Annotated in this window: 13 protein-coding genes; 9 read left to right on the top strand and 4 right to left on the bottom strand. The window is 50.7% G+C overall.

Annotated elements, in window-relative coordinates:
- The 9 genes from ACFQRK_RS08465 to ACFQRK_RS08425 all read left to right on the top strand — a co-directional run bounded on the left by ACFQRK_RS08465 (nt 1) and on the right by ACFQRK_RS08425 (nt 12,738).
- On the top strand, nt 1-750 hold the full coding sequence (locus ACFQRK_RS08465) for a DUF1080 domain-containing protein (RefSeq protein WP_379005545.1): 750 nt from the start codon (nt 1-3) through the stop codon (nt 748-750).
- A gap of 24 nt (nt 751-774) precedes the next feature.
- Complete coding sequence (locus tag ACFQRK_RS08460; protein ID WP_379005543.1) at nt 775-1,776, top strand: formylglycine-generating enzyme family protein; 1,002 nt, start codon at nt 775-777, stop codon at nt 1,774-1,776.
- A gap of 33 nt (nt 1,777-1,809) precedes the next feature.
- Nucleotides 1,810-2,412, top strand: coding sequence for a DUF1080 domain-containing protein (locus tag ACFQRK_RS08455; RefSeq protein WP_379005542.1), 603 nt, complete (start codon nt 1,810-1,812; stop codon nt 2,410-2,412).
- 27 nt (nt 2,413-2,439) lie between these two features.
- Entirely contained in the window at nt 2,440-3,519 is a 1,080-nt protein-coding gene (locus ACFQRK_RS08450) for a Gfo/Idh/MocA family protein (protein WP_379005540.1), read from the top strand.
- A 41-nt stretch (nt 3,520-3,560) separates the two neighbouring features.
- Nucleotides 3,561-4,493 (top strand): hypothetical protein, encoded by a 933-nt coding sequence (locus ACFQRK_RS08445; RefSeq protein ID WP_379005538.1) that lies wholly within the window; start codon nt 3,561-3,563, stop codon nt 4,491-4,493.
- Nucleotides 4,494-4,512: 19 nt separating this feature from the next.
- Nucleotides 4,513-5,277, top strand: a complete 765-nt coding sequence (locus ACFQRK_RS08440; RefSeq protein WP_379005536.1) for a PIG-L deacetylase family protein — start codon at nt 4,513-4,515, stop codon at nt 5,275-5,277.
- Nucleotides 5,278-5,420: 143 nt separating this feature from the next.
- Entirely contained in the window at nt 5,421-6,272 is an 852-nt protein-coding gene (locus ACFQRK_RS08435; RefSeq protein WP_379005534.1) for a fumarylacetoacetate hydrolase family protein, read from the top strand.
- 20 nt (nt 6,273-6,292) lie between these two features.
- Nucleotides 6,293-9,733: a pyruvate carboxylase gene (locus ACFQRK_RS08430; protein ID WP_379005532.1), complete on the top strand. Its 3,441-nt coding sequence runs from the start codon at nt 6,293-6,295 to the stop codon at nt 9,731-9,733.
- 53 nt (nt 9,734-9,786) lie between these two features.
- The gene (locus tag ACFQRK_RS08425; protein ID WP_379005530.1) at nt 9,787-12,738 is read left to right on the top strand and encodes an FAD-binding and (Fe-S)-binding domain-containing protein; all 2,952 of its coding nucleotides are present in this window, start codon (nt 9,787-9,789) and stop codon (nt 12,736-12,738) included.
- A 7-nt stretch (nt 12,739-12,745) separates the two neighbouring features.
- On the opposite strand, the gene ACFQRK_RS08420 is transcribed toward ACFQRK_RS08425, so the two are convergent.
- The 4 genes from ACFQRK_RS08420 to ACFQRK_RS08405 form a co-directional block, all read right to left on the bottom strand.
- The gene (locus ACFQRK_RS08420) at nt 12,746-13,138 is read right to left on the bottom strand and encodes a response regulator (protein WP_379005887.1); all 393 of its coding nucleotides are present in this window, start codon (nt 13,136-13,138) and stop codon (nt 12,746-12,748) included.
- Between the two features lie 19 nt (nt 13,139-13,157).
- Nucleotides 13,158-15,848, bottom strand: coding sequence for a PAS domain-containing protein (locus tag ACFQRK_RS08415; RefSeq protein ID WP_379005528.1), 2,691 nt, complete (start codon nt 15,846-15,848; stop codon nt 13,158-13,160).
- A 130-nt stretch (nt 15,849-15,978) separates the two neighbouring features.
- Nucleotides 15,979-17,415: a Glu/Leu/Phe/Val dehydrogenase gene (locus tag ACFQRK_RS08410; protein WP_379005526.1), complete on the bottom strand. Its 1,437-nt coding sequence runs from the start codon at nt 17,413-17,415 to the stop codon at nt 15,979-15,981.
- Nucleotides 17,416-17,498: 83 nt separating this feature from the next.
- Complete coding sequence (locus ACFQRK_RS08405) at nt 17,499-17,714, bottom strand: CcmD family protein (RefSeq protein WP_379005524.1); 216 nt, start codon at nt 17,712-17,714, stop codon at nt 17,499-17,501.
- Nucleotides 17,715-17,750: the final 36 nt, after the last annotated feature.

Raw genomic sequence — 17,750 nt, 5'->3', positions numbered from 1 at the left:
ATGCGGTTGACCACCCACATCATTGCGCTCCTCTTCGTGATCGGTATCGGCGGTCGAGCGGTCGCGCAGCCACTTTTTAAGTTCGGACAAGAGACGGGCGATATGGCGCAATCCGGACCGACGGAGCAATTTCGTTGGAAAGGAGTGGAGTGGTACGATGTGAATACGGGCGCCGACACGTGGGAACTGCGGGGCGAAACCCTGGTTTGCAAGGGTGAACCGATCGGAGTGATCCGTTCGAAGAAGCAATACGAGAACTTTATACTCTACGTTGAGTGGAAGCATATGGAAGCGGGAGGTAATTCCGGTGTTTTCGTTTGGAGTGATGCAGTCCCCGGGGAAAACCGGTTGCCCGGTGGTGTCGAAGTGCAAATGCTGGATCTGGAATGGGTCGAACTGAATGAACGTGACGGCGTCCGACCCCCGATTGCCTATGTCCACGGAGAATTGTTCGGTGTCGGTGGGGTCAACACGGTTCCTGATAATCCGAGAGGATCCCGAAGCAAGGCGGTCGAAAACCGGAGCAAGGGAAAAGGTGAGTGGAACACCTATCAGGTTATTTGCGTGGACGGAACAATCAAGCTCTCTGTCAACGGAAAGTTTGTCAACGGAATCAGTAAGAGTACCCAAAAGAAGGGCTATCTTTGTCTGGAGTCGGAAGGAGCCGAAATCCATTTCAAAAATTTGAGAATTATGGAGCTGCCTCCCGGAGTGACAACCGTGGATCAAACGGCAAAAGAAGTGAATTGATACAAAAGGAACAATAACAAATCGATGGATATGAGATTAACGGTGCTCCGTATATTAATCCGCTGTGCACTGCCGGTACTGGTTTCGGGACAACTGATGGCACAGCCGGCTGATTTTTCCGATTACCAACAGCCTTTGCCGGGGTCGGAGCTGCTGATCGACATGGTGGCAATTCAAGGGGGCGTGTTTAGCATGGGAAGTCCGGAAAGCGAAAAAGGACGTCGTGCCGATGAAGGCCCCCAAATGGATGTGCGCATTGCCCCTTTCTGGATCGGTAAATATGAGATACCCTGGGACGTATACGAATACTTTATTTATGAATCCGGCGACCCCACCACCGAACAGGCGCGTGCGTCAGCGGATGTGGACGGGATTACGAGGCCTACGCCGCCCTACCTGGACATGACGATGGGAATGGGTAAAGAAGGAAAGCCGGCGATCGCGATGACCCATTACAATGCCATTCAGTTCTGCAGGTGGTTATATACGCGAACCGGCGTTTTTTACCGCCTTCCTACGGAAGCCGAATGGGAATACGCGTGCCGTGCCGGTAGTCAAACCGCTTATTTTTTTGGCGACAATGCGGATGGGTTGGACGATTACGCCTGGTACTCGGGTAACAGTGGAGGGAAAACACATCCGATAGGCACCAAAAAGCCCAATGAATGGGGCCTGTATGATATGCTGGGAAACGTCTGTGAGTGGACGTTTGATCAGTATGCTGCTGATACGTACAAAAAATTGAAAAAGGACAAACCTCTTGAGAACCCCGTTAATCCGCCTACAGAATTATATCCACATGCGGTAAGGGGTGGGTCTTTTCAAGACGAAGCGGGAAACCTCCGGTCCGCGGCAAGAGCCCATTCAGATCCAAGCTGGAAGGAACTTGATCCCCAGACGCCAAAGAGCAATTGGTGGTTCCCTTTTACGCCTTTTGTCGGATTGCGGATCGTCCGTCCGGCGATACCACCTTCAGCGGAAGAGATCCAGGCGTACTACACCATTGAACCCATTCCTGAATATTGATATGAAAAATAAATTGAATCAAATTAAAAGCAAATGATACCAAATTCAAAAATTCTGATCGCTGTACTGTGTATGTTGGCTCATCTCGGAGCTTTCGGCCAACGTAAAAGTTTGTTTAACGGTAAAGACTTAACGGGATGGACCATCCATGGCACGGAAAAGTGGTACGTGGAAAATGGGGAGTTGGTCTGTGAAAGCGGCCCCGATAAACAGTATGGTTATTTATCAACCAATGACACCTACAAGGACTTTGAGCTGACGGTTCGCTTCAAACAAGAAGCCGATGGCAATAGTGGTGTGTTTATACGGTCTGACATCGAAGGAGTCAAGATCAGTGGCTGGCAGGTCGAAGTGGCGCCACCGGGCCACAATACGGGCGGTATTTACGAGTCCTACGGCCGTGGATGGCTGATACAACCCGAACCGGAAAAGGATAAATACTTAAAGGTTGGGGAATGGAACACCATGAAAATCCGCGCGGTTGGAAATGAAGTGACCAGTTGGTTGAATGGAAAGAAAATGGTGCACCTATCAGACGAAAAAATCGGTGCGGCAGCGGGTTTCATTGCCTTGCAGATCCACGATGGGGGCGGCATCAAAGTGCGGTGGAAGGATTTATCGATTAAGGAGCTCTAGAATCAGCAACCGTAAAACGGATTCAAGATGGAAGGACCACAGAAAATAAAAGTGCTTGTGGTGGGATGCGGAAATATGGGAGCATCGCATGCGCAGGCCTACCACGATTCTCCGGGCTTTGAAATATGTGGCCTGGTTTCCCGTGGCGGCAGTAAGAAGAAATTGAATGAGAAATTGGGTGGCAGTTACCCGCTGTTCGACGATTTCGAAGTGGCATTGACAGAGACCCGGCCGGATGCCGTCTGCATCTCAACCTATCCGGATACCCACGAACCGTACGCGGTCCTTGCGATGGAACAGGGTTGCCATGTATTTGTGGAGAAACCCATTGCCAGCACGGTTGATGGCGCAGAGCGCGTTGCCGAAGTAGCCAAGCAAACCGGCAAGAAAGTGGTGGTTGGATACATCCTCCGTCATCACCCTTCGTGGCAACGGTTTATTTCCGAGGCCCAACAGTTAGGTAAACCCTTGGTGATGCGGATGAATCTGAATCAGCAGAGCGACGGCGATATGTGGACGCTTCATCGTAACCTAATGGCCAGCCTGAGTCCGATTGTGGATTGCGGGGTACATTACATCGATGTAATGTGCCAGATGGCGCGCTCAAAGCCCAAGCAGGTTTACGCGATCGGCGCAAAGCTAACTGACGAAATCCCGACAGACAATTACAACTACGGTCAGCTGCAGATACGGTTCGAGGATGGATCGGTGGGCTGGTATGAGGCAGGCTGGGGGCCGATGGTGAGCGAAACGGCTTTTTTCGTAAAAGACGTTTTCGGTCCGAAAGGCTCCGTGTCCATTGTTGCTAAGGAAGCCGGAGCTTCGGGAAAATCAGACTCCATCGAAGCCCATACCAAAACCGAATCCTTGTTGGTACATCATTCCGAACTGGACAGCAAGGAACGCTTTGCGAAAGCCGATGAGTGGATTGATCTGACCGACGAGCCGGACCATCAGGAACTCTGTAACCGCGAGCAGGCATATTTCCTGCAGGCGATTCGTGAAGACATAGATCTGACTAACCATTTGGCAGATGCGGTAAACAGTCTGCGTATCGCTTTTGCGTGTGACGAGTCGGTGAAAACGGGAAATGTGGTGAAGCTCTAGCACACGAAGGTTACAGAAATTAAACTAGAACAGATAGGATAATGAGCAGGACAATCAGCAGACTGGCGGAAGGATGGTGGGACTATACTACACTGGATGAACAAATTCACCGCGATGCAGCCAGGTTAAGTGTGAAAGATATCGAGCAGCTTTCGCGCCCCGGTTTCCGGGTGATTTTGCACGATACGCTGGAATCATTTTATCTTGCGGAAGCATTGGAGTATATCCATGCGTGGAAGCAAGCCCGCCCTTCTAATCCGACGGGTATTTGCGGGCCAATCGGGCCAACGGAACAGTTGCCACTGGTGGCACAATTGGTGAACGACCTGGAGGTTTCGTTAAAGCATGCACATTTCTGGGGAATGGACGAGTGGTATGAGGGCGGTAAAGACGTCGACGTATCACATCCCCTTTCCTTCGCTCGAGCCAATAGTGAGTTGTTGTTCAGTCGGATAAAGCCTCACCTACGTATGCCCGCAGAACATATTCATTATCCATTGGCTGATCAGCTGGATGCGTATAGCCAAAGCTTCGATGAAATCCGTTGCTTGGTCATGCAAGGCGGGCAGGGCGACGCCAAACACTGGGCATTCAATGATCCTTTTAAACGTGAAGGTAAGTATCGGGATGCCCCGCCAACACCGGAAGAATACCGTGCCTTATCCGCGCGCGTGGTCGACCTCCATCCGATCACATTGATGCAGAATGCGCGGACGTCTGGCGGCGGTTATGTGGTTGGCGTGCCTACACAGGCACTTACCGTCGGGCCTAGCGAAACCTGGAAAGCCGAGAAAGTGTCGATTTGGCAGGCTGGCAATCACGATAACCCTTTCGGGATGCGCCTTACCGCATTCATGATTGCAAAGGGAATTGAAGATACCGCGGTGCCTATGTCTTTATTGGCCAGCCATCCCAATGTAGAATTCCATTACTACCGGTATGCGCTGAAGGATGTAGCCACGGAAATGCACTGATTGTTCAATGTCGTGAATCATGAGAGAGAACGTGAATAATACGGCGCTGGCCATTGTTGCCCATCCGGACGATGCAGAGTTGCTATGTGCAGGGACGCTTGCCCTATTGAGAGACAAGGGGTGGCGGATCGAGATGGCGACGATGACACCCGGAGATGGGGGTACGACCACCCTCAGCCGTGAAGAAATCAGTATCATCCGCAAAGCGGAGGCTGCCAAAGCTGCAAAGCTCCTGAATGGAAACTATCATTGCCTGGAATGCGAAGATATCTTCGTATTGTACGACAAGCCGACCTTGTTGAAGGTAATTGAGCTCGTGCGGAGAGTCCGGCCACGCCTGGTATTTACCATGAGCCCGCTATGCTATATGGTCGATCATGAGATGACCAGCAAGTTGGTGCAAACGGCCTGTTTCAGCGCCGGAGTCAAAAATATCGAGACCTCCTCGGCCCCTTTCTTTTATACCCCGCACCTGTATTACCTGGATGCGATGGAAGGGAAGGACCGTTTGGGGCAGGAGGTAAAACCATCCATGGTAATAGACATCACGGACAAGATCGATCTAAAGGAGGAGATGCTTGTTTGCCATGCCTCACAACGGGAATGGCTGCGGGAACATCACGGCATGGATGAATACGTAATCGCGATGCGATCCTTTTCGGCTAAGCAAGGTCAGCTGGTGGGCGTTCCGTTCGGCGAGGGGTTCCGCCAGCATCTGGGGCATGCATTTCCGCAGGATAACCTGTTGGCCAATGAATTGGAGACATATACGAAGCAAGTTTGACCAAACGATAAAGCTCCGTCTTCAAAGAGCGTTCTGCTCCGATTATCCAATCTTATCAAAATCGCATGTTATATTGCCATCGTACGCGCAGTGTAGTTGTGCTTGTCTATTTTTGGAAGATAGCGATATAAATTTATACCCTTATGAGATTAATCCGTTTTGGCAAACCGGGGTCGGAACGCCCGGGTATTTTGGACGAACACAACGTTAGGCGGGACCTTTCTGATCGATTTAACGACTGGGACCGGGATTTTTTCAACAAAGGTGGCCTCGAAAAACTGCGCGAATACCTGTCAATCAATCCGCGGCCCGGAGCAGTAAGCGACCAGGAGCGTTGGGCAGCCCCGATCGCGCGTCCAGGCAAGGTGATCTGTATCGGTCTGAACTATTCGGATCATGCCAAAGAATCGAACATGGCCTTACCGCAGGAACCGATCGTCTTCCAGAAAGGTTCCAATACCGTGGTGGGCCCATACGACCCCATCCTCATCCCGCGTGGCAGCGAAAAGACCGACTGGGAGGTAGAACTTGGCGTGGTTATCGGAAAAAATGCGCGGTATTTGCAGACTACAGACGAGGCGAAGCAATATATTCTGGGATACTGTGTTGTCAACGATGTATCTGAACGTGCATTCCAACTGGAGCGCGGTGGTCAGTGGACGAAGGGAAAGTCGTGCGACAATTTCAGTCCCACGGGCCCTTGGCTGCTGACGGCCGATGAAGTGGCGGACGTTCACAACCTTCGGCTGAAACTCCAGGTGAACGGAAAGACCATGCAGGATGGAAATACCAAAAACCTTATTTTTGACGTATATTACATCATCCATTACCTATCGCAGTTCATGACCCTGGAGGCCGGAGACCTAATCCTGACCGGTACGCCAGCGGGCGTAGGCTTGGGAATGAAGCCCCCGCTTTACCTGAAGGCGGGCGACGTGGTGGAACTTGGTGTGGATGGACTCGGCGAGCAGAAGCAGATTTGCGAACAAGCATAAACCCATAGCGGGAGGAGCATATGAACATCAAAAAGGTACTCATCGCGAACCGTGGTGAGATTGCGATCCGGATTAGCCGGGCATGCAACGAGTTAGGTATCGGTACGGTAGCCATTTATACGTTTGAAGACCGGTATTCGCTGCATCGGTATAAGGCAGATGAAGCCTACCAGATCGGGTCGGATACCGAACCGCTTAAACCCTACCTAGATATCGAGGCGATTATTACGGTAGCGAAAGCTTGCGATGCAAATGCCATCCACCCTGGATACGGTTTCCTTTCTGAAAACGCGGGGTTTGCCCGTCGGTGTGCCGAAGAGGGGATCATTTTCGTCGGCCCGTCGCCTGATGTTATGGATCGGCTTGGTGATAAGGTACGTGCCAAGGAAGCCGCGCAAAAGGCAGGTGTACCGACCATCGGCAGCAGCCGTGAAACATTGGATCGTGTTGCGGCGGCATTATCCGAAGCATGGCGTATCGGTTATCCGCTGATGCTGAAAGCCGCCGCCGGCGGCGGCGGCCGCGGGATGCGTGTCGTGCGGAATGACAATGAATTGGAGGCAGCATTTACCAGCGCAAGGAATGAGGCGCTGAATGCTTTTGGGGACGGTACGGTGTTTCTGGAAAAGTATATCGAGAGCCCCCGGCATATCGAAGTGCAGGTGGTGGGCGATCGATACGGTAATGTGGTGCACCTTTACGAGCGCGATTGTTCTGTGCAACGCCGGTTCCAAAAAGTGGTAGAAGTCGCGCCGGCGGCAAATCTACGCACGGAAACCCGAGAAAAACTATACTCCTATGCCACAGCTATTGCCAGAGAGGCCAGATATGACAACGTCGGCACGGTTGAATTTTTAGTAGACGCTGACGGCCGTGTGTATTTCATTGAGGTGAACCCCCGCATTCAGGTAGAACATACGGTAACCGAAATGGTAACCGGCATCGATCTCATAAAAACACAACTATACATTGCTTCAGGATATAAATTAGCAGACCCGCAGATCGGGCTGGGCGAACAAACCGCGATTCCACTCAACGGGTTTGCCATCCAGTGCCGGATCACTACGGAAGATCCATCGGATGGTTTCAAGCCTGACTACGGCACCATCATTACCTATCGCAATGCGGCGGGTTTTGGCGTACGGCTGGACGAAGGAAGCGCCTACCCGGGCATGAAGGTGAGTCCGTTTTTTGATTCCATGTTGGTGAAGGTCAGCACCCATGGCAATACGCTGGCCGAAGCGGCTAAGCGGATGGACCGGGCGCTACGTGAATTCCGTATCCGCGGGGTCAAAAACAATATCGGGTTTCTGGAAAACCTAGTGACGCATCCGGTCTTTTTAGCGAGTGAGGCAACGGTAGGGTTCATTGCCGCCCATCCCGAACTATTCAAACCTGCCGGTAAACAAGACCGCGGGACCAAATTGCTGGCCTTTCTTGGGGAGATCTCGGTTAATGGTAACCCGGATACCAAGGGGGCGATAAAGCCTGCGGAATTGGAACAGCCGATCATTCCAGCGGTTGATCCGCAAGCATGTTTCCCGAAAGGAACCAAAGATCGGCTGACTGAACTGGGGCCAGAAGGACTTTGTGAATGGTTAGTCAATGAAACGCGGATACATTATACCGATACAACGTTGCGTGATGCACATCAATCGCTGCTTGCGACCCGCGTCCGTACCCATGATATGTTAAAAGTCGCTTCCGGATTTGCCAAAGCACATTCCCAGACATTTAGCATGGAAGTGTGGGGTGGTGCGACGTTTGACGTATGCCTGCGCTTCCAACTGGAAGACCCTTGGAGCCGGTTGGCGAAATTACGCAAAGCCATCCCGAATATTCTGCTGCAAATGCTCATCCGTGGATGTAACGGTGTGGGATATGCTGCCTATCCCGACAATCTCATTGAAGCGTTTGTTGAAAAAAGCTGGGAAACGGGTGTCGATGTATTCCGAATTTTTGATTCGCTGAATTGGATGGAAAACATCGCTCCCTGCATCGAAATGGTGCGGAAGCGTACGGGCGGCATTGCGGAGGGGACATTGTGTTATACGGGCGATATCCTGGATCCACAACGAACGAAATACGACCTTAATTATTACCTGCGGATGGCCAAGGATTTGGAAAATGCCGGCGCTCATATGCTGGCTATCAAGGATATGTCGGGCTTGCTGAAACCGTACGCCGCTTCCGAACTCGTTGCCGCATTGAAGAATACGGTTAAAATCCCCATTCACCTGCATACGCATGATACCTCTTCGTTGCAGACGGCCACTTATCTGAAAGCGATCGAAGCAGGCGTCGATGTGGTAGATTGCGCATTGGGCGCTTTATCAGGCTTGACATCCCAGCCTAATTTCAATGCGATCATCGAAATGATGCGTTTCCATGAAAGGGAAAATCCGTACGACATCGATAGCCTTAATGCGTATAGCGACTATTGGGAGACGGTACGCGCTTATTACAGCCCCTTTGAATCGGGGATGAAGGCCGGATCGGCCGAAGTTTTCCGGCATGAGATCCCCGGTGGGCAGTATTCTAATCTGAAGCAGCAGGCGAATGCGCTTGGCCTGGGGAATCGGATAGGGGATATCAAGCGCAGCTATGCCGAAGCGAACCGGTTGTTCGGGGACATTGTCAAGGTAACGCCCAGCTCTAAGGTGGTTGGCGATATGGCGCAATACATGGTGGCCAATAACCTAACGGGAGAGGACGTGCTGTCACGCGGCGATCGTCTATCGTTTCCTGATTCGGTCGTATCCTTTTTCCGCGGAGACATTGGCCAACCGGAGGGCGGTTTCCCCGCTAAATTGCAGCGGATGGTTTTGAAAGGACAGGATGCATACGCTGATCGGCCCAATAAGCACTTGCCTCCGCTTAACTTAGATCTGGATTTCAAACGGTTCACGAAGGAATATGGAGAGGACCTTACCTTTACCGATTACTTAAGTTATCAGTTTTACCCCAAGGTGTTTGCGGACTATCTGAAAGCCTACCGGAAGTACGGTGACGTTTCGGTGGTACCAACACCGTATTTTTTGTACGGCATGCAACCCGGAGAAGAAACTACCGTGGAACTGGCAAAGGGAAAGACGCTTCTGGTAAAGCTGGTCTCCATTGGACCGGCCGACCTAGACGGCAACCGCACGGTATTCTTTAAATTAAACGGTCAGACGCGTAATTTAGAGATACGGGATGGAAAATCTGAGATTGCCCGAAAGGAAAACCGAAAGGTAGATGCAGCTAATCCCAGACAGGTGGGCTCGCCCTTGCAGGGGATGTTAACCACGGTGTTTGTGGCACCGGGCGATGCCATAGCGATAAACCAGCCGCTTTTTGTGATTGAAGCGATGAAAATGGAAACGACCGTTACCGCTTCCATACAGGGTACCGTGAAACAGGTTGAACTCGGCGCAGGGACGCTGGTCAATACCGACGATATCATATTGGAATTGGAATGAGGTATTAAAGGTATACGTTACTAAACTGAGACATGTATCTTTAACGTTTGATTATGAAAGTAAACGAAATGAGAGTAGGGTTATTGGAGTTAGGTAAGGTCTTGAGGGGTTCACTCTATCATGATGAAAGCCCGAAACACCAAACCTTGTTGCGGGCTTATTCCACAGATGCATCGGTATATCAGGAGCGTCCTTTGGCGGTGGCCATTCCCAAAGATATCGATGATCTACGGAGGCTCATCGTGTTTGCGCGGGAATACGGCGTGACGTTGATTCCGCGGACCGCAGGCACTTCGCTCGCCGGGCAGGTCGTGGGCCGCGGGATTGTCGTGGATGTATCGAAACATTTCAACCAGGTGCTGGAAGTAAATGTGGCGGAACGTTGGGTACGTGTGCAGCCCGGGGTGATCCGCGACGACCTGAATGCGTACCTCCGTCCTTACGGCTTGATGTTCGGTCCGGAAACCTCAACGGCCAACAGGGCAATGATAGGCGGCATGGTGGGCAACAATTCCTGCGGATTGCATTCCATTGTATGGGGCGACACCCGTAGTCACCTGCGCTCGGCGAACGTATTGCTGGATGACGCTTCCGAAGTCGTGTTTGAAGCGCTGAATGAGCAGGCATTGTTTAATAAGCTGAAGCAAACGGGTCGGGAAGGTGCTATTTATCGCGGGGTAAACGAATTACTGGCTAATCCAGCCAACAAACAGGCTATCCAGGTAGGTTATCCCAAACGGGCGCTTACCCGTCGCAACACGGGCTACGCCCTGGACATGCTCAGTGATGCGTCAGAGCCGTTCAATTTTTGTAAACTGTTTGCCGGGTCGGAGGGAACACTGGGGATTCTTACCGAGGCCAAACTCAACCTGTTGCCGTTGCCGCCCAAGGAAGTGGGCTTGCTGTGCATACATTGCCACACCCTTGTTGAATCGCTCGAAGCCAATATTGTGGCATTGCGCCATCATCCCGAGGCATCGGAACTGGTGGATAAATACATCATGGACTTTACCAAAGGCCATCCGACGTATCAATACAATCGGTTCTTCATTGAGGGCGACCCCGAGGCCTTGCTGATGGTGGAATTTCGGGCAGAGACGCTGGCGGAGGTACAGCAAAAGGCCGCGGCACTGAAAGCCGACCTGGTATGCCAGGGGTTGGGGTATGCCCACCCGCTGATCACGGGGCCGGATACCAACCTGGTTTGGGATGTGCGCAAAGCGGGCCTGGGCTTAATACGCAATTTGCCGGGCGATACGCAGCCCGTCAACCTCATTGAGGACTGTGCCGTATCGCCCGAAGACCTGCCAGCTTACATTACCGATTTGCAGCGGTTGCTGGATAATCATGGTTTGAAGGCTTCTTATTACGCCCATGCGGGGGCCGGGGAACTCCATGTGGAACCGCTGATCAATTTGAAGACCGAGGCGGGGAAAAAAGCGTTTCGGTCGGTCTTGGCGGAAACGACCCAATTGGTCAAAAAATACAACGGATCGCTGAGCGGCGAACACGGCGATGGCCGTTTGCGCGGGGAATTCATCGGCGCTGTTTTGGGCGACGAAGTCTATGCGTTGTTGAAGCAGGTGAAGGAAATCTTCGACCCGCGTGGTATTTTCAATGCCAATAAGATTGTGGATACCCCACCGATGGATACGAATCTGCGTTACGAGCAGGATACGTCCGCTACGACGATCGAAACCGTTTTCGATTTCAGTCGGCAGGAAAGTATTTTACGGTTGTCGGAAAAATGTTCCGGTTCGGGCGACTGCCGGAAATCGCATATCACCGGGGGGACCATGTGCCCCTCGTATATGGCCACCCGCGAGGAGAAAGACACCACCCGCGCACGGGCCAATATGCTGAGACAATTTTTAACCCACTCGCCGAAAGCGAATCGGTTTGACCATCCGGAAATCAAGGAAGTGATGGACCTCTGCCTGAGTTGTAAGGGCTGCAAGACGGAATGCCCTTCGGGCGTGGACATCGCGAAGATGAAAGCCGAATTCCTGCAGCACTATTACGACGCTAACGGGACCCCTTTCCGCGCTTGGGTGATAGCCAATTTTACCAAGTCACAGCAGTTAGCCTCTTACCTGCCGGGCGTTTATAATGCAATCATCAAAAGTAGAATGTGGTCTGGATGGGTAAAGCGCATCCTGGGGTTTGCGCCGGATCGTTCATTGCCTGAAGTGGGCAGCACTACGTTGCGCAGATGGGTGACCAAGCAGCGGAAACAACAGGCTTCGGGGTTGCAAAATCCGGGGTTGCAAAAGCGGCGGGTCTACCTGTTTTGCGATGAATTTACGGACTACAACGATGTGGGTATCGGCCAAACGGCATACCGGCTACTCACCGCATTGGGGTATGACGTGCAGTTGGCCCAACATGCCGAAAGCGGCCGCACTTATTTATCGAAAGGGCTCGTCCGGCGTGCGAAGGCGATTGCAAATCGCAACGTAAGGTACCTCAAAGACGTCATTACCGCAGAAACCCCGCTGATTGGCATTGAGCCTTCCGCCATTCTCACCTTTCGCGACGAGTATCCCGATCTGGTAGATAACGAACTGGTAGCCGATGCTTATAAATTGGCAAAAAATGCTTTGCTTATTGATGAGTTCTTATGGAACGAAATGGAAGCGGGGCGTATCAGCCAGTCGTTGTTTACGGAGTCGCCGCGTAAAATAAAGCTGCATGGGCATTGTTACCAGAAGGCGTTTCACCTGGTGGAGACCACTGCCCGCATCCTTTCTTTCCCAACAGGGCACGAAGTTGAGATTATTCCATCAGGCTGCTGTGGGATGGCTGGTTCTTTTGGCTATGAAAAGGAGCATTATGGTGTATCCATGAAGGTAGGCGAACTGGTATTGTTGCCGGCTGTACGGGAGACCCCTGAAGAAGTCCTGATTGCTGCGCCCGGTACCAGCTGCCGGCACCAGATCAAAGACGGTGTACAGCGGAAAGCCCATCATCCCGTTGAGATTTTATGGGAAGCGTTGTGTAAATAACGAATCGTTATGAATTGACAAACCATGCGGAAAGCGGAGCGGCCCGCGTTAGCGACAGCAAGTGTTCGAGCTTTATGGGCTTGATCAAATAACCGGCAACAAGCGGGTATGTTTTTGCACGGCGCTGATCGGCGCTGTCAATGGATGACGTGACCATGACCACACGGATTTTCGCCAGAATGTCCCACCGTTGCAATTCATCCAGCACCTGCCAGCCACTGATTCCCGGCATGTTGATGTCAAGGAAAAGCAGGATACGTGTGGAAGAATACCGGTGTTTCGCAATAAATGAAAGCGCTTCGTTGCCGTCAGTAAACGTATAGGGGTGTGCGGAAATGCCCGCATGGGCAAGCTGAAGCTTAGCCATTAGGTTAAACATGTGGTCATCATCAACGATCATCACGCAAACGTCCATCGCTTCAGGTACTAGTTATATGTATCTGTTCGGCTTTTTCGGTGATGGTGTGGATGATATCGTCCAGTTCGGTTGCAGCACGATTGATGGCGTCAAGCAGCTCGTCGTGATCGACTGCTGATTTGGGAAATCGCTGGATGACGTCGACTAGACCCATAATGCGGGCTACCGGCGCTCTGACAACGTGCGATTGCATCCAGGCAATTTCTTGCAATTTGCTGTTTTGGGCTTCGATAGCCTTGACGTAATTAACCTTTTCGGTGATGTCATTGACCAGTACGACTTCCGCCTTCTGCCCCTGGAACTGGATGATGTTACTTTGAATTTCAACATCGATTAGCGTTCCATCTTTTTTCCGGTGTCGGTAGACCCCTTTGGTAAACAGCGTTTCATGTTCCCGGACAAACGCAACGGCCGCTTCAAGCTTCGGAAGCTCTTCTTCGGGCCGGATTTCCTTTATCGTCATCGCGAGAAACTCCTCCCGCGAAAATCCATAGTGTGTGACAGCAGCCCGGTTTACGTCGAGAAATTGATACGTGTCCAAGCTGTATACCCACATGGGTTGCGGACTTAAGTGAAACAGGTCACTGTATTTCTTTTCGGAAGCTTCGATTTTCGTTACATACTGTTCCAATTGGGTGTATAATGCATTCATTTTCTGTTCGGCCAATTTGGTGTCCGTAACGTCGAGACTTGCACCGATCAATTTCCGTGGCGCATGGCTACCGCCTATCAGCCTCACCCACGAGCGTAAATGACGCGTCTCTCCATTTGGACGTATAATCCGTTCTTCAAAGACCGTGTCTTCTCCGGTATCCTGGATACGATGTACCACATCCATAACCTGCTGCCGGTCGTCGGGATGTACCGATTGGAGGTAGTTTTCGAATGTGGCTGCCTGATTTTTAGCGTCAAATCCGTAGATTTCATAAAGGGTGTCCGACCACGAAACTTTGTGGGTTTCTATATCCCGTTGCCAGATGCCGAATCGGGCCAGCTGCTGGCCCTGACTCATCATCACGGATGCCTCATGAGCCGAATCAGCACTCTGGCGATTCTCGATAATGACTTTCAGAAGCGAGCCTGTCCGATCTACGATGGCCAACTCCTCCGCTTTGGGCGACTGCACCCGTTTATAATACATGCTTAACACCGCCATGGCGTTTCCTTCCGAATCGAGGATGGGATGAGACCAACAAGCTTTTAAGTTATAGGCTAAGGCTAAATGTTTGTAGTTGGTACATCGGCTATCGGCAGTAATGTCGTTGATAACTACTGGTCGTTTTAAGTGCGCGGCAGCACCGCAAGAACCCGAGTTTTCGCCGATCGCAATGTTGTCGATGGTTTGAAGGTAGGCTGCGGGTAAAGAGGGCGCTATCCAAGTCCGCAATCGGTTGTTTTGAATCCGATACAACGAGCAATACATGCCTGGGAAAAGGGATTCAATGCCAGTCAGGTAGTCGGACAGTATATGAGCCAAGGGTATTTGCCGCTGTTCGTTCAATTCGAGCATGGTTTTTTCCAATTGATCCAAGTCGGCCAAGCGCTTCGTCTCAGTGATATCGACCATAATGCCACGGAGCCATCGGGGTGCATCGGCTTCATAGATGACCGATACGATATCTTTTATCGACACGATTCCGCCATCTTTCTTTACCATACGGTAATCGAAGGCATGCTTTGCTGGAATTTGAGTTTGGTCTGTGGCATAATAATGTTCAACGGCGCGTTCGCGGTCTGCTTCAACAATATGGTTCAGCCAAAACCTGTCGTCGGCAAGCCATTCTTCGGCCGTGTAACCCAGTATCTGCTCTACCTTTCCGCTGATAAAAGTGGTCTTATACGTTCGTGCATCCGCTTCCCAAACGATGCCGTCGATGGTTTCGATGAGATCTTGAAACTTATGTTCGGATGCGATCAGCGCCTCTTGCTGGTATTTTTTCTCCGTGATATCCTTTGAAACTCCATAGACGCGTACACATACGCCATTGATGAAATCGGCTTTGCCGGCAGACAATATCCATCGTTTATTCCCTTTTTGGGTGGTAATGGGAAGGGCAACACGAAAAACCGTTCCCTCGTGAACGGCTTTTTCGAAAGCCGCAATGAGCTGCTGCCGATCGTCTTCGTCAGTGTAAAAAGCCAAGGCGGATTCCAAGCTGGGTTGGTAGTCGGGACTTACCTCGTAGATTTCCCGTAGCCCTTGAGACCATATAACCGTTTGGCGTGCGATATTCACTTCCCAACTTCCGATCCGCGCTACCTGTTGAGTGTCCTGGAGAAATTGGTCATGATTGATGGATTCGGTCACATCGGTCATCGAGCGGATAATAAGCCGTATTTCACCGCGGTCGTCGAGTATCGGCGTTTGTTCGATTTTGAGATACTTGATATCGAAGCGCGTCGGTGAGGTGGTTAACGGGAACGCATATTTTTGTGGCGGTACCTGGTGCCTTTTCTTTTCCCGGAGTATCGTGTCAAAGTTTTTTTTCCACGCATTTTCGCTCAGGTATGGATTGCTCGGAAAGACGTCAAAAAAGCCTTTTCCAACGAGCTCTGCCCTGCTTTTAAGAACGAGTTCAAGATATGCGTCGTTGGCATCTACAATAGTAAATAAAGGAGCATTCGGAAGTAGTACGATACTGGGGATAGATATTGTCCGAAATACAGTCAAATAGTCTACCTTGTCTTCCATACGGTGTAAATTAAGCGGAACGTAAAATTAGGTCGATTTTTTTAAAAGTCCTAACATTTGGCATGGAATCAATTGAAAAGAAAAAGCCCCGGATTAAGCCGGGGCTTTATCAGGAACGGAAATCGGCGTCTTACGGCCAAATACCTAAATTCTGATAGGAGATGGCAATCTTGTCAATCGATCCGACGAAAGCCGCCGTCCGTAAAGTGTCAATGGCCCTGTTTGCGTTTTTAATCGCACGTATTTCGTGATAAGACCGAATCATGGTGTCTTCCAATCCAGAATTAACCAGCTCCAACTCATCAGCCCCTTTCACGATGGCCATCCGTTGCGTGGGAGTAAGGGACTTGCCGGTAATGGTTTCGACGGTATTGACAAGATTCAGATTGGACATTTCCTCATAGCGTTTATCCATACGGCCAAAGGCCACATGAGACAGGTTCTTTAGCCATTCGAAGTAGGAAACGGTTACCCCGCCGGCGTTGCAATACATATCCGGAATGATGATACCGCCATTTTTCACAAAAATTGCTTCTGCGCCGGGGGTGGTGGGTCCGTTTGCACCTTCGGCAATGATTTTGGCTTTGATACGACCGATGTTTTCTTCGGTCAACTGATTTTCCAAAGCGGCAGGTACTAGGATATCGCACGCCTGTTCCAACCCTTCGGCTGGCGTTTTGAACTGTTTGGTTGCCTTTTTGTAATTGAGAATTGAACCGGTATTTTTCCGGTGTTCAAGGATGGCATCGGGATCCAACCCATCGGGATGGTAAAGCGCACCGTCGTATTCACATATCCCGACAATGAGGGCTCCAAACTCCATCAATACTTTTGCCGTATTGTACCCTACATTGCCCAATCCCTGCACAATCACCCTTTTCCCGGCAATGCCCGGGGTAAGGCCAATTTCTTTCATATCTTCGGCTACATCCACACATTCGCGAATGGCAATGGCCACACCTCTCCCCGTTGCCGCTTTGCGACCATTGATGCCATGTAAAGATAGGGGCTTGCCCGTCACGCAACCAAATGCATCCAATTGTCCGGGGTTCATGGTCGTATAGGTATCTGCAATCCAACTCATTTCCCGTTCACCCGTTCCGTAATCCGGAGCGGGAACGTCAATGGCCGGGCCGATGAAGTTTTTCTTGATCAATTCCACTGTATACCTACGCGTGATGGTCTCAAGCTCGCTGACGGAGTAATTTTTTGGATTGATGCAGATGCCACCTTTGGCTCCGCCGAAAGGCACATTGACGATGGCACATTTATAGGTCATCAATGCTGCCAACGCCATTACCTCGTCTTCATTAACCATTTCGCTATAGCGGATACCTCCTTTGGTAGGCGACATATGTTGCGAATGCTCCACCCGCCAGGCGTGGATCACCTCAATCTGGTCACCCCTTCTAAAGGGAAAACTGAACCGGTAAACACTGTTGCATACTTTGATCTGGTTTAGTAAGCCTTGGGGATGTTTGGTGAATTGGGCTGCGTGATCGAAAAACTGGGATACATCGTTAAAAAAATGGGGTTCTTGCACTGAGTTTGCTTTCGACTTAGTCATATCAATCGTTATTATTATAAATTGGTAAACTTATCGTTAATCAACAAACAGTTTGGGAACGTATCGGATACAGTGATGCGTGATTACTTCTGCTGTTTTTCCAGTCGTGAAATTTTTCGGTCGATGGTAATTAGATAGATTGCTAATCCCAAGAACAGCACAACCAACACGGCAACCACCACATAGATCTTGCCCGAACTGCGTAACTCCGATGCCATTTCGACTCCGGCGTTTGATTGGGCAAAACTACACATTAACCCATTGATAACTAATAGCAAAGAAAGAATTACCTTTTTCATATCGTTTTCCAATAAACGTTGTCAATTTTTAGTATT

It is taken from the genome of Parapedobacter sp. GCM10030251 (assembly GCF_042666505.1).
In the GTDB taxonomy this organism is placed as follows: domain Bacteria; phylum Bacteroidota; class Bacteroidia; order Sphingobacteriales; family Sphingobacteriaceae; genus Parapedobacter.
Note: the sequence above shows the minus strand (reverse complement) of the source record. Positions and strands in the feature narration are given on the sequence as shown.

Excerpts from the sequence above, each read along its gene's own strand:
- ACFQRK_RS08465 (WP_379005545.1), top strand. The coding sequence starts at position 1 with ATGCGGTTGACCACCCACATCATTGCGCTCCTCTTCGTGATCGGTATC.
- ACFQRK_RS08460 (WP_379005543.1), top strand. The coding sequence starts at position 775 with ATGGATATGAGATTAACGGTGCTCCGTATATTAATCCGCTGTGCACTG.
- ACFQRK_RS08455 (WP_379005542.1), top strand. The coding sequence starts at position 1,810 with ATGATACCAAATTCAAAAATTCTGATCGCTGTACTGTGTATGTTGGCT.
- ACFQRK_RS08450 (WP_379005540.1), top strand. The coding sequence starts at position 2,440 with ATGGAAGGACCACAGAAAATAAAAGTGCTTGTGGTGGGATGCGGAAAT.
- ACFQRK_RS08445 (WP_379005538.1), top strand. The coding sequence starts at position 3,561 with ATGAGCAGGACAATCAGCAGACTGGCGGAAGGATGGTGGGACTATACT.
- ACFQRK_RS08440 (WP_379005536.1), top strand. The coding sequence starts at position 4,513 with ATGAGAGAGAACGTGAATAATACGGCGCTGGCCATTGTTGCCCATCCG.
- ACFQRK_RS08435 (WP_379005534.1), top strand. The coding sequence starts at position 5,421 with ATGAGATTAATCCGTTTTGGCAAACCGGGGTCGGAACGCCCGGGTATT.
- ACFQRK_RS08430 (WP_379005532.1), top strand. The coding sequence starts at position 6,293 with ATGAACATCAAAAAGGTACTCATCGCGAACCGTGGTGAGATTGCGATC.
- ACFQRK_RS08425 (WP_379005530.1), top strand. The coding sequence starts at position 9,787 with ATGAAAGTAAACGAAATGAGAGTAGGGTTATTGGAGTTAGGTAAGGTC.
- ACFQRK_RS08420 (WP_379005887.1), bottom strand. The coding sequence starts at position 13,138 with ATGATCGTTGATGATGACCACATGTTTAACCTAATGGCTAAGCTTCAG.
- ACFQRK_RS08415 (WP_379005528.1), bottom strand. The coding sequence starts at position 15,848 with ATGGAAGACAAGGTAGACTATTTGACTGTATTTCGGACAATATCTATC.
- ACFQRK_RS08410 (WP_379005526.1), bottom strand. The coding sequence starts at position 17,415 with ATGACTAAGTCGAAAGCAAACTCAGTGCAAGAACCCCATTTTTTTAAC.
- ACFQRK_RS08405 (WP_379005524.1), bottom strand. The coding sequence starts at position 17,714 with ATGAAAAAGGTAATTCTTTCTTTGCTATTAGTTATCAATGGGTTAATG.